We start from the raw sequence: 18,002 nt of genomic DNA, 5'->3' as shown, positions 1-18,002 counted from the left end.
CGGTCTGAGGACACGACAGCGCGTTGGTCCGGACGCTGTGCAACCTGCTCCGCAAACAAAGTGTGTAGCAGGTTGTCCGTCACAAGGCCATCTGTGGCATTGATTTCTCCATGCTGTCTGCGTTGGGCCTCAGGCAGCAATTCGGGAAGAGCCCTTTTCCAGGCGTCGTCGTCCGTAGCAAGCCGGACCAATAGATTGTAGTACGCATCGAACATATCTTGTATCATACCCTCTGGGAAAAGCTCTTCTACAACATCCCATCGAAAGATCAACGCACCCTCTCTCTCGGATACGGCATGGTCAAGATAGACTTGAGGAGTTTGCGAAACTCCAGCATTCATGTTCTCCTTCCAGAGAGATGGAAACGCCCCCTCTTCGCTAGTACGCCTATCGACAAGCATGGAGGTCAGTACAATTGGCATTGCCGCGCGAGTGCCCACTCCACCTTGCAGGCGGTTAATCTCACGCAGCACCTGCACTCCACTGAAGAGACTGTGATCTAGATCACTGAAAAGTTGTTGCTGGACCGCCCTTGCACGTTCCTCGAAACAAGTATGATGGAGGTTGACCGCAAGAAGGATGGACGATGTGAAGTCGCCGACAATTTCATTGACCTGATGGTGAATAGGTAGACGGTTAAACTGGGTCAGGTTGATCGTGAAACGCTGGTTCTTACTCCATCTCCCTAGCACCGTTGCGAATGCGGCAGCAATCAGACCCGAAGGTGTTACACCCGCCCGTGCTGCCCGAACGCACAAGGACCTCCATGCGTCTTTCTCCAAACGAGCGCTGTGTCTTATGAAGCGCGGCCGTTTGAGGTCCTCTGGACTCGCGGCAAGCGGAAGATCTGGTGCGGGCGGAAGGTTTGCAAGACGTTCCATCCAATAACCCTTCGCCCTTTCGTAATATTCGGTCCGACGGATCTCATGCTCAGCCAGTACGTAGTCCCTAAAGGAAAGTTCTAATGGCGGCAGTTCAAGATCCGGATCATCATATAGACGGAACAATCCAAGAGCCAAGATCCAGCGGCTCCATGCATCTGCCGCAAAGGAATCGGTACTTATGTGTAGCATGGTACGGCGTTTATCCAGTTTGGTTGCCCGAATGTCGAACAAAGGCCATTTGTCAAGTGGCAACATCTGGTGCGAAAGCTCCTCGCGAATCCCATTCAGCCGTTCTTCTGCCGTCTCGCTATCCAACCTTTGTAGATCAAGAACTGAAATCCGGTATTCCGGTACCTTGTCCAAGATACGTTGCTGTCCGTCGGAAGTAAGAACGGAGCGCAGCATATCATGTCGGTGGATCAGCTTGTTCAATGCGCTATTCAGTCGGTCAATGTCCAGGTTAACCGTTTCCAACTCCAAATAGCTATGAGTCGAGACATTACCAAGCTCGTAGAACCCATTGCGCCCCACCCAATATGCTTGTTGGATATCTGTCAGCGGGAAGGGTTCGGTTCGTTTCTCAAGGTTCGGGCTAATCGTCGGAAGAACGGTTGTAAAGGCTTTCCGCTTTCTTGCCTCCTCTTGTAGTGCCATGATCATCTCAGCCATTCCGGCAACATTTACCGTGTCGAAAAGAGATCGTAGCGGTAGATCCACTCGAAATTCTTTCCGAATTCGTGCAATCAATTGAGCCGCGAGGAGAGAGTGACCACCAAGTTCAAAGAAATTGTCATTCATACTGACTCTTTCTAATTGAAGCACCTGACCCCAGATATCCGCCACTTTCTTTTCCAGTTCCGTTCGTGGTGCGACATACTCCCTTTCTGCTATCTGGAGCCCTAGCTCGGGAGACGGTAATGCCTTCCGGTCAATTTTCCCGTTTGGTGTCAGAGGGAAACGCTCCACTCTCACATATACACCCGGAAGCATGTATTCCGGCAACTTCTCCTTGAGATACTGACGGAGTTCAGCAGGCGAGGGGACTTCCGATCCATTTATCAAATAATACGCGACCAACTGCGATTCTCTAAAACTCCCTTCGGACAGAACCACCACGGCGTTCTGCACTGCTTCGTGCTGGCAAAGCATAGATTCGATCTCACCAAGCTCCACACGAATCCCGCGCAACTTAATCTGGTTATCCATCCGTCCCAGGTATTCAAATATTCCGTCTCTGGTAAGACGTACAATGTCTCCGGTACGGTAAAGGCGATCGCCCTCTGCGGAGAATGGATTCTGTACAAACTTCTTTTTAGTGAGTTCAGGCTGTTTGAAATAGCCGGGTGAGACCCCTCTCCCCCCGATGTACAATTCACCTGGAACTCCAAACGGCACCGGCTGCATTTGGCTGTTCAAAATGTAGAAATCCACGTTGTGGATCGGACGTCCGATCGGTACGGTGGCGGCCCTCGGCGGAAACGCTAATACTGGATAGTAGCTTGAGGTCATCGTACACTCGGTGGGACCATACTGATTGACTAAAGTAGTAGACGGAAATACTGCTTGAGCTTGCTCTACTACAGTCCGGTTCAACACTTCACCGCTCAGCAGGATCATACGCAAACCTTCGTACTTCCATTTCAGGTTAAGGGCAGTCAATGTTAGGTTATTCAGTAGTGTCGGCACAATGCCGAGTAGGCGGGTCACCCTCTTCTCTTCGATTAAATTCAGAAGACGTTCAAAGTCGAAGATATCCTCCTCACGCGGAAGAACCACACAAGCTCCCGCTGTAAGAGGTCCGATCAGATCCCGTATCGAAGCGTCGAAGGAGAATGATGCCAATTGTAACACCACATCTTCCGGCTTCAGTTGATACGCTTCCTTAATGAAAGTTAGATAGTTGACAGGCCCCTGATGGGAAGCCATGACCCCCTTGGGACGCCCCGTTGACCCGGAAGTAAAGGTGATGTAGGCGAGATGGTCTGCCCTTGAATGACAGATGGGGGCGATTCCTTTCTCGTTTGCGTAAAACTTTGGTACTGCATCCAGATCGAGTATTTTCCCCTCAAAAGGTGGCCGTTTGCTTCTAACCTTACTTTGAGTGAGTAGAAGGACAGGCTGAGTCTCTTCGATCATCATTGCCAAACGCTCTTTTGGGTAATTGGGATCCAAAGGGATGTAAACGCCACCTGCCTTCCAGATTGCCAGGATGCCTATTACCAACTCAAGGGAGCGCTCAACGGAGATGCCAACCATGGTTCCAGCTGTTACCCCGTGCTTTTGAATGGCGTGAGCCAAACGGTTGGCCTCTTCATCCAACTCTCGGTAGGTCAGTCGATGTCCTTCGAACTCTACCGCCGTCCGGTCTGGAGTCTTGGCAACCTGCGCTTCGAACAGCTGATGAATGAGGAGTTCACCCGGAATTTCCTTACGTTCTCCTTGAGATATAGCAAACAACTCCTGAACCTCCTCTTGACTTAAAAGTGGCAAGAGGGAAATTGGCTGATCCGGCAGTTCAGACATGGAGCGAACCAGGATGCGAAAACTTTTACTCATCCGTTCAATCGTACTCGAATCGAACAGATCGGTACTATATTCGAAGGTCAGATGCAACCCGTCTTCCCGTTCGACTGCATAGAGCGACAGATCGAACTTCGAAGTACCTCGCTCAACGTCGAGCGAACGGATGGTAAGATTCTGAAGACGAATAGGATCTGTCGGGACGTTATCCATGTCAAAGAATACTTGGAACAAGGGATGATAGCTCGAACTTCGCTGCGGTTGGAGCACTTCCACCAACTTTTCAAACGGAAGATCCTGGTGTTCATATGCTTCCAATGCGGTTTCTTTGAATTGCCGAAGTGTACAACGAAAGGTCGGTTCACCAGAAAAATTTGTACGCATGACCAGTGTATTAACGAAAAAGCCAATGATCCCTTCCAATTCCCGACGACTGCGGTTAGAAATCGGCGTACCAACCACAATATCTTCCTGTTCCGTGTAACGGTAAAGAAAGGCTTGGAAAGCGGCGAGAAGGGCCATGAACAAGGTAACCCCCTCGGTCCGACTCAACTCTTTTAGCCCCTCGATTTCATCTTGAGGGATGACCAAGTTCAATCTCGCCCCTCGGTAGCTAAGAACGGGCGGGCGTGGCCGTGTTGTCGGGAGTTCCAAGAGGGGGCATGCCCCTCTGAGCTTGTTCTTCCAATAGTCGATATGTTTGTTCATTAAACCTGCATTCATCAGTTCTTGCTGCCAGTGAGCATAGTCAGCATATTGAAGCTGCACCGGAGGCAATGGGGAGGGAAGACCTTTCTCAAACGCATTGTATAAGGCGACAAGTTCCTTCGTGAATACAGCACGAGACCAAGCGTCCGTAATGATGTGATGAGTTGTTAGGAGAAGGACGTTATCGTCCTCCCCCATTCGAATCAAAAGTCCTCTCATCAACGGGCCGGTGCTGAGGTCAAATGGGCGCAACGACTCTTCCCTTACCAGTTCAGCCATCCGAGCTTCCCTGATCTCGGTGGGTAGATAATTCAGATCGATAATCGGCAGCTCGAAAGGAACTGACGGTTGTATTGTCTGGAAGGGTTTCCCGTCGACATTGGTGAATGTCGCCCGCAAAACCTCATGGCGTTCCAGCATCACGGTTAACGCATTCTCCAGAGCCGTTACATCGAGTGTTCCTGTAAGACGTAGTGTGGACGGGATGTTGTAAAGCGGACTGCCTGGCTCCATCTGGTCCATGACCCAAAGCCGTTGCTGAGAGTACGAAAGCGGGTAAACGTTTGGGTTCGGTCTTTTTTGGATCACATTATTCTGATGTTCGGACTGTCTGTTCTCCTTCCTCAACAGCTCCAAAAGAGCCTTCTTTTCGGGAGAGAGTGCTTCCAAACGATGGCTTACGTCTCTCATGCCGATCCCCCTTTTTCAGACAAAAGCTTCTTGACTTCTTCATCGGATAGGCCTTCCACTAGGTCGAGCAAATCCGTAAGATCTTCATCTTCCTCTCGAAGTAACAGTAGCCCCTCAATCTCCTGTGCTAGTTTAGCCACGGTAGAACCTTCTAACAGACTGCGAAGGGATAGGTCCACGCCGAATGCTTCCCTTAATCGGGAAATCAGTTGTGTGGCAAGGAGCGAATGTCCACCAAGGTCGTAGAAATCCTGATTTCGCCCCACTTTTTCATAGCCGAGCACATCCTGCCAAATGCCGGCGATTCTTTTCTCTACTTCGGTTTGTGGTTCTTCTAATGTGTCCATACACTCCAGCGTGTGCCAGTCAGGTGCGGGAAGGGCCTTGCGATTAAGTTTTCCGTTCGGTAGAAGTGGAAACTTCTCCACGGGCACATAAAAGGAAGGCACCATGTAAGCGGGCAATCGTTCTTTCAAGTGGCGCCGCAATACACCTGTGTCTGGTTCATACTCCGGCTTCATTACGACATATGCGACAAGACTTTTCTCTTCGGCCCTAACTTCCCGAAGGACTACTACCGCTTGTTGTACGGCCTCATGTTCGCCAAGACAGGTCTCAATCTCGCCAAGTTCAATCCGAAACCCACGAATCTTGAGTTGGTCGTCCAACCGGCCCAGATACTCTATACTCCCGTCCGGCAAGTATCTCGCCAGATCACCTGTGCGGTAGAGTCTCGCCTCTTTGTTGTCAGAGAATGGATGTTTCACAAACTTTGCTTGTGTCAAATCCGGCCTTTTCAAATAACCACGGGTTACTCCCGCACCGCCGATACACAATTCTCCCGGCACACCAACTGGCACGGGCTGACCGAATGAATCTAGCAGATACACTTCGGTATTACGAATCGGACGACCGATTAAAATTGGACCGTCCATAGAGGTAATCTTGTGCAAAGTCGACCATATCGTGGTCTCCGTTGGTCCATACAGGTTCCAAACTTCTTCGGAGCAAGCGGACAGTTTCCTAGCCAAATCGACAGTGAGCGGCTCCCCGCCACAAAGCACTTTTAGACTTCCCTTATTTGACCATCCCGCTTGAAGCAGTAAGTTCCAAGTCGCAGGAGTGCCTTGCATAACGGTAACCTGTTCCCGTTCCAGGAGCTCTGCAAGTGAATGTCCATCAGCTACCACTTCCTTCGAAGCTAAAACCAATTTAGCACCGGTGATGAGAGGCAGATAAAGTTCGAGTGCCGCAATGTCAAAGGAAATCGAGGTAACTGCAACCATTACATCATGTTCCTGAAGCCCTGGTACGTTTTGCATAGATAATAGGAAGTTGACAACTCCACGATGCGGCACCTGCACGCCTTTAGGTTTTCCGGTAGAACCAGATGTGTAAATAACATAAGCGAGATTCTCCGGTGAAAGGCCGTCGATAACGGGCGGATCACTCTCCTCTTGAATATCATCAGGGAGGAGTACGGAGACCTGCGGGTCATGCAATTCTTGCAACAGTTCCTTCTGAGTCACAATTGCGATCAAATCCGCATCTTTGATCATGAACTCTAGGCGTTCTTTCGGATAAGACGGGTCGAGCGGTACATAGGCAGCACCCGCCTTGAGGATGCCAAGGAGTCCGATTACCATTTCCAAAGAACGCTCCATGCAGAGGCCGACCAGCTTATCCGGTCCTACACCGAGGTTTTTCAACTTAATGGCCAGTCCGTTCGCCTTAGCATCAAGTTCACGGTACGTCAGCGTTCGTTCACCTTCTATAACGACAATCCGGTCAGGGGTACGTGCCGCTTGTTGTTCAACCAACTGATGAACGCATAGCAGGTCCGTCTCCTCATATTCGGAAGTGTTGTTCCACTCTACGAGCATCTTCTGTAGTTCCTGGGGTGAGAGAAGAGGTGCCTTATCATATCTACCAGTAGGATCATTTGTCATTGCGGTTAGAACGTTTTGGTAGTACGCCGCGATTTGATCCATTTGCTCGGCGTTCAGTTCATACGGATTGTAGTCAAGAGCGAGGTGAATATCCCCGCTGTTGACATCAACAGTAAACTGGGCAGTCAGGGTGATGAAGGTATAATCGGTGTGCTCAGCATCCAGCACCTCAAGCCCTGGTAGCTCCGTCAATCCTTCGTATACATGGAAGTGAGTGTAGTTGAAGGCCGTTTCGAATAACTGTTGCCTTCCTCCATAAAGACGCTGTAGCTCAGCAAGCGGAAAGCGCCTGTGAGAAAGAAGGTCGCGCTCTTTTTCAAATGCTTGCCTTGCCAGATCCACCCACCTACTGCCGCTCGACAATTTCGCGCGTAGCGGAACAGTGTTCAAGAAGAGACCCACCACTTTCTCCCCTTGGTATTGTTCCAACCGGCCGTTTTGAAACATCCCCGTCAGAACGTCCGTCTGACCTCCCAACAAACTAACTACGCGTAAATGTGCAGCCAATAGAACACTTTTCAGAGGTAGCGAGGCCGACTTCGCCATCTGACGGAGACCTTCCGACACATTCTTGGGGATCGGTACCCAAATACGATCTTTAGCTGCACTCGCCTCATCAGGCCTGCGGCCCCAACGAGGTAAGTGAGTCGGCATGCAATCCCTCAGTTCATTCTCCCAATAAGCTTTCGATGACTCGTTCTCCAAAGCATGTTTTTCAGCCGCAACATAGTCACGAAACGTGCTCTCAAGTAACGGCAGCGGCGGAGTATTAGGTTCCTTCAAAAGGGCGAGATAATCGCTGAATAACTCGGTTATCAAGGAAGCTACGCTCCAGCCGTCCAGAAAAGGCTCAGTCATTGTGAACTGGAGGGTCTCGTCCGTCAATCTGTGGACATTGAAACGCAACAGTGGAGCTTCCTTCCAATCAAACTTGTTCCGCTTCTCCGCGTGCAGAAATTCAGTGAAGCCAGCCTCCTGTTGCTCCGGCGTCTTGTCTCTCCAGTCGTTGAATATTAAACGCGGGATTACCTTCTTATGAACAAGCTGCATCGGAACGCTATATCGACTGACGTCAAACGAGGTGCGGAGCATCGGATGCCTGGCCGTTAAACGCTCCAATGCTTGGCGGATGACCTTATCATTGAAGGGGGCTTTTAAACGGAACGTGGTGATATAATTCTTGTAATCCGGGTTGTATTCGCTATGGAAGACGAGACCCGCCTGCAACGAGGTCAATGGGTAGGCATCCTCGATTCCGTCTGGGACTAACCGCCGGTCTTCTGGCTTGAGCAGTGCAAAGGACTGTGAGGTCATTTTCACTTCATAAGACGGATTACTCTGACCAGCAGCGAATGCTAATTCACGAATAGTCTGATAGCGATAGAGATCTTGTAGCGATAAATGAATGCCGAATTCTTTGGCCAAGGTGAGTACCCTTATGCTTCGAATCGAATCGCCCCCAAGATCGAAAAAGTTGTCTAGGGCGCTGATCCGCTCCACTCCCAGCACGTGGGACCATACCGATGCAAGAGTTTCTTCAATCGGTCCGCTGGGGGCAACGTACGGAAATGACGATATGCGATCATTCCATTGCGGAGCGGGCAGTGCTTGCATGTCTATTTTGCCGTTCTCGGTTAGCGGGATGCGATCGAGAATTACAAAATGCGCCGGCACCATGAACTCAGGCAGCTTGGATCTTAGGTAATTCTTCAGTTCTGACGTTTTGAGCACATTTTCCATGTTCCGCAGTACAATGTACGCTACGAGTACCTTTTCACCCGTACGGTCCACGTGTGCTAATACAACAGCTTCCCTTACTTCCTCCCGCTGAAGAAGGGCGGACTTAATCTCTCCAAGTTCAATACGGAAACCGCGAATCTTAACCTGATGGTCAAATCGCCCTACATATTCTAATTCCCCATTCGACAATCGGCGTGCCAAATCGCCGGAACGATAGAGCTTTGCACCTGTGTCGGCGACGAATGGATTGGCGATAAATTTTTCTGCCGTAAGCTCAGGTCGGTTCATGTAACCTTGCGCGACCCCTGGTCCACCAATGTACATCTCGCCGATGACTCCGTAAGGTACCGGCTGCATATTACGGTCCAGTAGATATACCTGGAGGTCTCGAATTGGTACACCAATCAAGCTGTTTTGACGACTCAAATCCTCCAGGGTGATCTGGCGGTAGGTGACGTGTACAGTAGTCTCAGTAATACCGTACATGTTGATTAATTTGGGATGGTCACAGCCATGCCGTTGAACCCATGGTCGGAGACTTTCAGGACTTAGCACCTCTCCACCAAAGATTACGTATCGAAGTAACAAGGGGAGCTTCATCTCTGACCGTTCCTCCGCGTAGATCAGCTGCTGGAACGCTGACGGCGTTTGATTCAGTACGGTAACGCCTTCTCGATGTAACAGCCGGTAAAATTCTTCTGGATGACGGCTAACCATGTACGGGACGACTACCAATCTTCCTCCCTTGAGCAACGCTCCCCATATCTCCCAGACGGAAAAATCGAATGCATAAGAGTGGAACAACGTCCACACATCTTCTTGGTTAAACTGGAACAAGTGATCAGTGGACTCAAACAATCGAACCACGTTTCCATGGCTGACCAGTACACCTTTGGGTTTCCCTGTAGAACCGGATGTATAAATGACGTAAGCTAAGTGATCCGGAGAGAGCGACAAGCGAAGAGGCTGGGTATCCTCTCTACTTATGTCATTATTTACATCTTTTAGCAGTAGGATTGTAGAGGTCCGCTTCCTCAACCGCTCTAGTAGATGTTCTTGAGTGAGCAGTAGCGAGAGCTCAGCATCTTCTATAACAAACTCAAGACGCTCTTGCGGATAAAACGGGTCTAGCGGAACATAGGCCGCCCCCGCCTTGAGGATTCCAAGGATCCCTACGATCATCTCTAGTGAACGCTCAACGAAGATTCCTACTTTATCGCCTGGAAGAACACCTTTTTCCTGAAGAAGACGAGCAAGCCGGTTGGCTCGAGCATCGAGCTCAGAATAAGTCAGCGAACGATCCTGGTATGAAATTGCCACCTTCTCTGGCGTTGCCAGCACTTGCTCCTCGAATAGTTCGACTAATGTACGGTGGGGCAACTCGCTTACAATGGGGGTAGGAAGCAGTTCTTGCCTCTCCTCCTCTGTCAGCATAGGCAACCTGTCGATCTCCTCTTCTTCGTTTGTTGTCAGACTGTCCAGAAGCACGGTGAAGTGGTGTAGCATTCGGGTTACCGTCTTCTCTTCGAACAAGTCGGTATTATACTGCATAGTCAAGATTAACCGGTCTTCAACCTCCGTGACAGTCGTGGTCAAATCAAAAAGAGAAGAAGTCTCAGGTAAAGGTACCGTTTCAACCTGCAGACCACCCAACGTTGAAATGCCCCCTGCCTTCCCCGCAATAATTGCTCCTGCTTCTCGAATGGTACCGACATTCTGCATGACAAATACCGTCTGATAGACAGGGGATCGGCTTGAATCGCGCTTCGGGTTAACTTTCTCCAGCAGCATGTGGAACGGATATTCCTGATGAGCGAATGCCCCGAGTACCTTCCCACGTACTTGACTGATGAGGTCGGCGACCTTGTCACCCTCTCGTACAAAGAACCGCAGGGGCAAAGTGTTTGTGACGAATCCAACAAGTTTGTTCATCGCAGCCCGTGTCCGTCCTGCCATTGGAGAGCCGATAATGATCTCATTCTGACCGGTGTAGCGGTACAAGAAAAGTAGGTACGCGGCCAAGAGAGTCATGTATAAAGTTCCATTGTGCTTGGCAGATAGTTCCTTTAAACGTTTGGTTTGTTCATCACCCAGCGTGAGTGTGCAGCTCGAACCGTTGTAGGTCTGGACGGGCGGACGCGGACGGTCCGATGGGAAATCCAGAACAGGTAGTTCGCCTGTGAGCTCCCTCAGCCAATATGCTAAGTGTTCTTCACCGTTGCATTTCAGCCAACTCTCCTGCCAAACTGTATAGTCCCTGAACTGCATGGCTGGCATTGGTAGCAATGACTCACTGTCAGTTCCCTCCAATTCCAGTAAAGTAATGGTCTCCTCTATCAGGACGTCGACCGACCATAGGTCAACAATTATGTGATGGAAAACCCACAAAAGTAGGTGCTCCTCAGTCGAACAGTTTAAGAGTAGCGTTCGCATTAATGGTCCGCTCTCCAGATCAAAGGGACGTTGCGTCTCAGCAACAAGAAGATCCAGACGCTGTTGATCACTCCAAGAGGCAGCTTCCACGTAAGTAAACTCAATGCGGGGCTCGTCAGCAATCTTCTGCAGAAGTCCTCCGTTCTGGTCTTCAATAAACGTGGTGCGCAGTGCAGTATGCCTTGCTGTAAGGATCTGGAGGATATTTCTGACCTTCTCTGTTTGAAGTGGTCCCCTAATCTTGACAGCCCTGGCGATGTGATAAGCTGAACTGTGTGGTGCCAGCTTCTGTAGAAAATACAAGCCTTTCTGACCTCGTGATGCTGGGATCAATCCTGTCTGTATTCCATGGTCGACGGGGAGGACTTTATAGTTCATATCCAACTTGGTCAAAATTATATCTCGTATATCCTCCAGTTTCATGTCCTGAAGGAATGTAACTGCTGGGACCATGACGCCCCACTCTTCCTCTAAAACATGCTGTAACTCGAACGCCTTCATCGAGTCGATCCCCAGTTCGCTGGGCGACATCGCGAGATCAGCAACTGATTGTGTGACACCAGTTGTTTGCGATAGCAGGTTCAAGAATATTCGCTCGATTTCAGCCCTGCGGTCATCTCCATGTTCGATAGAGACGGATTTCCGCAGATCCTCAACTGAATCCGAGACCTCATTTGAGTATACACGCCTGCCAATCTCGTTTAGTTCACCGGCAAGAAATCTTTCACGGGTCAGCCCCCGTTGAATTTTTCCGCTCGACGTCTTGGGAATTCCGCCGAATTTCACCAAGACGACCGCATACGGCTGAACCCCGTACTCACGCAAGATTTCTTGTGTAATCGCGTCAACCATCTCGTCCTGAACCAATGCGCGGTATTTGCGTTGAACCTCCTGCACGATCACCAGGCGCTCTTCGTCCTCAACAGTGATTGCAAACGCTGCTGCAGCATTAGGGCGTGCGGCGGGATGGCTCTTCTCGGCTGTCAGCTCAATGTCCTGTGGGTAGAGGTTTCGCCCCCGGATGATGATCAGATCCTTCATGCGGCCGGTCACGAACAGATTCCCTTCATACAAGAAGCCCATATCGCCAGTTCGGAGGAAGGGACCTTCACCAGTCTTCAAAAGATACGCCCGAAAGGACTCATCTGTCAGCTCCGGCATGCTCCAATAACCTTGAGCTACACTGGGTCCTTTAACCCAGATTTCTCCAATTTCCCCCTCCTTGCACTCAGTAAAAGTTGTCGGATCGACAATGCAAACTTTTTGATCCATCAGACTTTTGCCACTGCTGACAAGAACCTTGCTTTTATCCTCCGGTGACGAGTTATGTACCACTCCTATGTACCCTTCTTCGAGAGACTGTCTGTTGCATGTCAGCGTTAATGGTCTCGTCCAACCCCCGGTTACTATCAACGTCCCTTCTGCTAATCCGTAGCAGGGGAAGAACGCTTCGGGCTTAAACCCGCAGCAAGCGAACTCATCGGCAAATCGTTCCAACGTAGATGCCCGAATTGGCTCCGCCCCATTGAATGCTACCCTCCACGAGCTAAGGTCGAGGGTGCGTTTCTGATCTTCGGTTATTCTTTCGACACATAAATCGTATGCGAAATTCGGACCGCCGCTGGTCGTTGCTTTTGTACGAGAGATCGCTTTCAACCAGGAATACGGCCTCTGCATGAAGTCATAAGGTGACATTAAGGTAACCGGGTATCCCGCGTACAGCGGCTGAAGAATACCACCAATTAATCCCATGTCATGATAAGGAGGTAGCCAGATTACACCCCGGTCGTCAGTCCCCTGCTCGAAGGCCGTTTGTATCATCTTTGAATTATGAATCAAATTGCCATGAGTGACCATGACCCCTTTTGGAATTGAAGTGGAACCGGATGTATACTGCAGGAAGGCTAGAGTATCCCAGGTAATCTGAGGTTCTTTCCACAGGGTCTCTAACCTTTTGGGTAGAGCGTCTGTTGCCACCCAGGTCAGCCGATTTAATTCCAGAACTTTCTCAAATCTATCGGATATTTCATCTAGCAGTTTGGAAGATGTTAGGGCCACAACAGCTTCAGCGTTTTTGGCAATCGCCTGCAAACGTGGAATCAAACGGGTTGATGTTGGAGGATAGGCGGGGACTGCAATGCCCCCTCCATAGAGACATCCGAAGTAAGCTGCTACATATTCAAGACTAGGGGGATACAGTAACAGAATACGTTCACCAGAACAGCCGAAACTTTGTAAAAATGCACCTATTGCCCGCGCCTTGCGATCCAACTCGGAGTAAGTGATTCGAGCAGAAAGTTCATCTCCGTCAAGCAGAAACTCATAAGCGGTTACATTGGGCTGGCGGATTGCCCTTTCGCGTAGGATCTCAACAAAGTTAGATGTTTCCCGAAATGACATCAAGTTGAGTTGACTCATCTTGTGTGCACCTCCCCGTTGTAACTCGATATGTCAATGACAGAAAAGGGAACAATACAATACAGCACTGTATCTACGAACATGTCGTTGATACAAACGGAAGGACGCCCGAGGAATTATCAATTCAATAGAGTAACCACATGAAGATGGTTACGCTGAAGTGCGACATCCAAAGGGATTTCACCGTTATCTTTTTTGATGGTTTTATTTGCACCAAATTCAAGCAACAACTTGATCATTTCTTCATGGCCGTGGAGTGCGGCTTCATGAAGTGGAGTCCACCCACCTTGCTGAATTGCGTTCACTTCAGCGCCATGCTTGAGTAGCAGTTCGGCAACGTCGACTTGGAGAGTGGCTACCGCAGAGTGAAGCGGCATAACCTTCATGTCGTTCTTTGAAGCCCTGTTCACATCTGCTCCCTTCTCCAACAGATATCCGACAATATCTTTGTGACCCAGATACGCGGCCAGCCCTAGAGCTGTAAAACCATCATTCGCATAGGCGTTCACTAGGTTCGGTTCAGAGTCGACCAGCTCTTGCACTCGATCTAGTCTACCGGAGGCAGCAGCTTCAAACAGGTCCAGCGGGATATCCTGTTCTAGAAGGTATGCAAGCGTAGCTCTTGCTCCGTTGTAGATAGCGGTTAGGACAGGCGATTGGCCGGTCTGAATACGGAGTTGGAGTAGCGTTGGGTTCGATTGGAGCATATCTTTTACACCCCCGACGTCGTCCTTCACAATTGCCTCTAAAAATTCCTGTACCATGTATTCATACCCCCAAATAATAGTAACCTGCGTTGAGATGAACGTTGCTCTATACAACCATTTTAAGGCAATAGCACAAGTTTTTCACTATTTTGGTAATCACGAGGCATGAAATGCTGTGGGTATAAGGCACCAGTCGCTTGGGCTTTCAACTGGTTCTTATACCATTTGCTGCGTACATGTTCCGATTGTCCGGCTGCCAGCACATCTTTCGAGTTACCTGCGAGATCGGAGAAATCTACGACTTGACGCCACGGAGCAGAGTAGATTACGTTGCCACTTTCTTCATTATAAGCATTCATCCAGACTGTGGTTTCACTCCCGCCGACTGAATACTTTTCTGGATTGAAAAACCAGTTGAGTACGGGAACAAACTCAAATGTCATGTGACCGGGACCGAAACGATGGAATTCCCCCCACTTCCAGTTAGTCGGGGCTTTGCCTCGTAATTCAATCACCTTCTCCACCGCCTTTCGAAACGAAGTGAGGGAGGACTGCTTTAATCCTCCAGCCGCTTTTATCCAGGAGTTCTCCTGACCGTCGGCTGCTTTCAGAATCATCTCCGGTATTACGTTACCCTTGTCAGCCATTCGGGTGTAGACGAAAGGTGTCATCTTGTACTCGAATACAAGGCGGTTCCATTGGTCCATCCAAAAGTGATAAACAAGTGGTGCCGCCTGATCAGGGCTTTCTTTATAATCCCAAGATTTCAATAGTTCTAGCGCTTTCCCTTCGATATCATTAAGGTCTGCTTTTTCTACTAGAGGGATAAGGATCGGAAGAAGTTGCTTGGCCTGAAGATTGAGAACATCCGTCTGTAGTTGAATCATGTCATTGGCTGTCAATCTCCCTTTTTTGCTCTCTATCACCTCAGCAATTCGCTGAGCCCGGTACGGAGCCGCCCATGACTTAGTGATTATGTGAGGATAGCTGTCATCGACGATTTTGTTGTTTGCTGTAACAATGTAACCCTCTTCAGGGTTGACCGCTTCCGGCAGTTGATCGAAGGGGATAAAACCTACCCAATCGTGCTTCCTGGTCCATCCTTCGGTCGGGAGCACGCCGTCTCCTTGCCTGCGAATAGGAATTAACCCTGCTGTATGGTAGGCGATCGTACCGTCGTCTCCTGCGAAGATGAAGTTTAAGACCGGTGCCTGGAGCATGCTTAACGCCTGCTTGAATTGTTCGTAGTTGGTCGATTTGTTAATGGCAAGAAACGCTTCAATATCTGTGCTCGGACGAAGAGCTGTCCATTGTAAGGAAATGTCCTTTTTGGTGCGATATTCTCCCTCCCCGATGAACTCGTTCATGATTGGTCCGTGAACTGTATTAAGGATCTCGAATTCGATCGCTTTTTGGCCCTTTACAGAAATTGTCTCATTGATAACTTCAGCGTCCATCCATTTCCCTTCATATTCGAATTGCCTAGGGTTGATGGGATTTCGTTTCTCCACAAATAAATCCTGCGCATCCGCTTGAGCGTTTGTGACGCCCCAAGCGATCTTATCGTTGTGTCCGAGAATGATCCCGAGTATGCCCGGTATAGTGACTCCAATGACGTTACGCTTCTCATCCCCAACTAAAATGAGGTGAGTCTCGTACCAAATAGATGGTGTCTGAACAAACAAGTGAGGGTCATTGGAAAGAATCGGTTTTCCGGACAGAGTTAATTTCCCCGAAACTACCCAGCCGTTCGAGCCAATGTACCTGTCCGCCCACGCAGAAATGAACGGATCTTCCAGCAGTGGGCCGAACTCGAATGTACCCAAACTAGCCGTCTTTCCATCATTTTGAATTACCGCCTTATCTGGTGACTTAGATAAGTTTTTTCTTATGGTAATATATCCATCTTTAGGATAGGTCGGAAATAGTTCCTTAGCCATGTCCTCTCCGACGATGTTTATTAGGTGTTGACGATAGCTCTCGCCTCGGTAATTAACCCCCATCATATAGGCGAGGTATTTGCCAATGAGAAGAGTATCAGTCGGATTCCATTCCTCCGGTTCAAAACCCATCATGGAAAACTCGATCGGCAGTTTGCCAAAACCTGCTTTTGCTTCTTTAATATAAGCGTTCACACCTGCGCTATAAGCTTCAAGGCTCTCCTTCGTTTCCGGTGTCAGCAACTTCAAGGACTGCTCTGCCGAACGCCGCAGTTGGAGTGTTCGAAAAAACTTATCCGAGTCCAAGCTGTCTCCCATGGTCGTTATCTCGGCTAATCGCCCTCCAGCAATTCGACGGAACATCTCCATCTGGAACAGACGATCTTGCGCGGTAACGTAACCCTGAGCCATGTATAAGTCTCTCTCCGTTCGAGCCTCGATGTGGGGAATACCTCTTTCGTCCCTGTATACACTGACTGGGTACTTTAAACCTACTAACTTCAGTTCACCTTCCGTCGTCGGCAGGCTCAGACCGGTATAGATGTAGAGTGCCCCCGAAACGAGAATTACCATCGAAACCATAGTAATCGTTACTATTGAAAGAAACCTCCTGAAACGCACCCATCCACGTTTTTTGACTGCTTGAGGTGTATGTAACTGAGTGCCAGTGAACATCACTTTATACCTCCAGTGAACTTCAAAAAATACAGCGTCAGTTGTCAAGCTAAAAATGAGTCGCTCCCGGGCACACCTCGTTGGTATGCCCGGCGCGAATTTAGAAGCCCTGCAGAAGATTACTTCATCTGGAGAAGTTCTAGGATGTAACCGATGAGTGGTTTTTTCATCAGGGAGTAGTGATCCGCCATCGCGTGGTAAACCTTAAGACCGGTAGCCAGTCTGCGCCAGTGTTGCAAATTGTCGTCTACCGCCGTTGTGCTGACCAAGATCGGCTGTAATCCATCCAGAGGCTTCGGGTTATAAGTGGCCATGGCATAAGCGTTGGCTTTGAAGACTCTCAAAAGATGCCCGACTCCTTCTGCGGTCAAGTCAGGAGGCAGAAGTCCAGCTTTTCGTAATTGGACCAGCCATGTTTGTCTGCGCTGTGCAGCATCAAGTCGATTTATCTCCTCCCTCATCTTGCTTAGCGAAGCTGGCAGATCACGGCCAGCTATCGCGGCAAGATCCTGAATGAACCATGCTTCAAGTTCCTCTTCCGTCAATGATCTGTGAGCCGGGTCGGGCAATTTAGTGTCGAACAAGATTAGCTGCATGACACTCTCGCCTTGTTGCACCAATTGGAAAGCCATCTCGTAAGCAATCAAACCACCCATGGACCAACCTCCGAGACGATACGGTTCTTGTTTCTGTACCATCCGGATTTCATCCAGATAACGCTTCGCCATTTCTTCGATTGTGGTTAGTGGCTCTGTCTCGCCCTGTAAGCCAGCTGCTTGAAGGGCATAAACCGGTTGATCACACCCCATTTCCCTCGCGAGATCACCATAACAGAACACGTTGCCGCCAATTGGATGCATCAGAAAGAGAGGTACTTTTGTGCCTTTTTGGATCTCCACCAGTTGCGCCGGACGCTTCTGACTCGTTTTGTTTCGGAGCGCAACCGCCAGTTGCTCAATCGTTTCCGCTTGGAACAACACCGCTAATGGAAGAGATTGACCCATCTTCTTTTCAATCTGGGAGATCATTCGAACTGCCTGCAAAGAGTGCCCTCCAAGGTTGAAAAAGTTATCTCGAATACCGATCGGTGATAAGCCGAATAGATCTTCCCAGATTTGAACGAGTTGATGTTCGAGCACGTCACGTGGTGCTACGTATGCTCCTCCTGCTTCCAAACGCTCCGGCGCAGGAAGTGCCTTGCGATCCACTTTGCCGTTTGGTGTGAGCGGCAGGGATTCCAGAAGCACGAAGATAGAAGGAACCATGTAATTGGGAAGCTTCCGGTGAAGCGCTTCTGTCAGGCTTTCCGGCGTGACTTTTTCAGCCGCAGGAACCACG

General features: G+C 49.5%; 5 protein-coding genes. All 5 read right to left on the bottom strand.

Going from position 1 to position 18,002, the window contains the following annotated elements; translation table 11 throughout:
- Positions 1-4,802, bottom strand: a 4,802-nt coding sequence (locus EDM54_RS23720; protein WP_122958895.1) for a non-ribosomal peptide synthetase, incomplete at its 3' end; no start/stop codon positions are given.
- Positions 4,799-13,342 (bottom strand): non-ribosomal peptide synthetase, encoded by an 8,544-nt coding sequence (locus EDM54_RS23715; RefSeq protein ID WP_122958894.1) that lies wholly within the window; start codon positions 13,340-13,342, stop codon positions 4,799-4,801. The genes EDM54_RS23720 and EDM54_RS23715, both read right to left, overlap by 4 nt.
- A 119-nt stretch (positions 13,343-13,461) precedes the next feature.
- Positions 13,462-14,106, bottom strand: coding sequence for an ankyrin repeat domain-containing protein (locus EDM54_RS23710; protein ID WP_029098754.1), 645 nt, complete (start codon positions 14,104-14,106; stop codon positions 13,462-13,464).
- 62 nt (positions 14,107-14,168) lie between these two features.
- Positions 14,169-16,664 carry a penicillin acylase family protein gene (locus EDM54_RS23705; protein WP_035289351.1) on the bottom strand — a complete coding sequence of 832 codons (2,496 nt, stop codon included), beginning with the start codon at positions 16,662-16,664 and terminating at the stop codon, positions 14,169-14,171.
- A gap of 119 nt (positions 16,665-16,783) precedes the next feature.
- Positions 16,784-18,002 (bottom strand): thioesterase domain-containing protein (locus tag EDM54_RS23700; RefSeq protein WP_148040237.1); only part of this gene is annotated, 1,219 nt, incomplete at its 5' end.

This window comes from Brevibacillus borstelensis, assembly GCF_003710865.1.
In the GTDB taxonomy this organism is placed as follows: domain Bacteria; phylum Bacillota; class Bacilli; order Brevibacillales; family Brevibacillaceae; genus Brevibacillus; species Brevibacillus borstelensis.
Note: the sequence above shows the minus strand (reverse complement) of the source record. Positions and strands in the feature narration are given on the sequence as shown.

Coding starts and splice junctions, on each gene's coding strand:
- EDM54_RS23715 (WP_122958894.1), bottom strand. CDS start 13,342: ATGAGTCAACTCAACTTGATGTCATTTCGGGAAACATCTAACTTTGTT.
- EDM54_RS23705 (WP_035289351.1), bottom strand. CDS start 16,664: ATGTTCACTGGCACTCAGTTACATACACCTCAAGCAGTCAAAAAACGT.
- EDM54_RS23710 (WP_029098754.1), bottom strand. CDS start 14,106: ATGGTACAGGAATTTTTAGAGGCAATTGTGAAGGACGACGTCGGGGGT.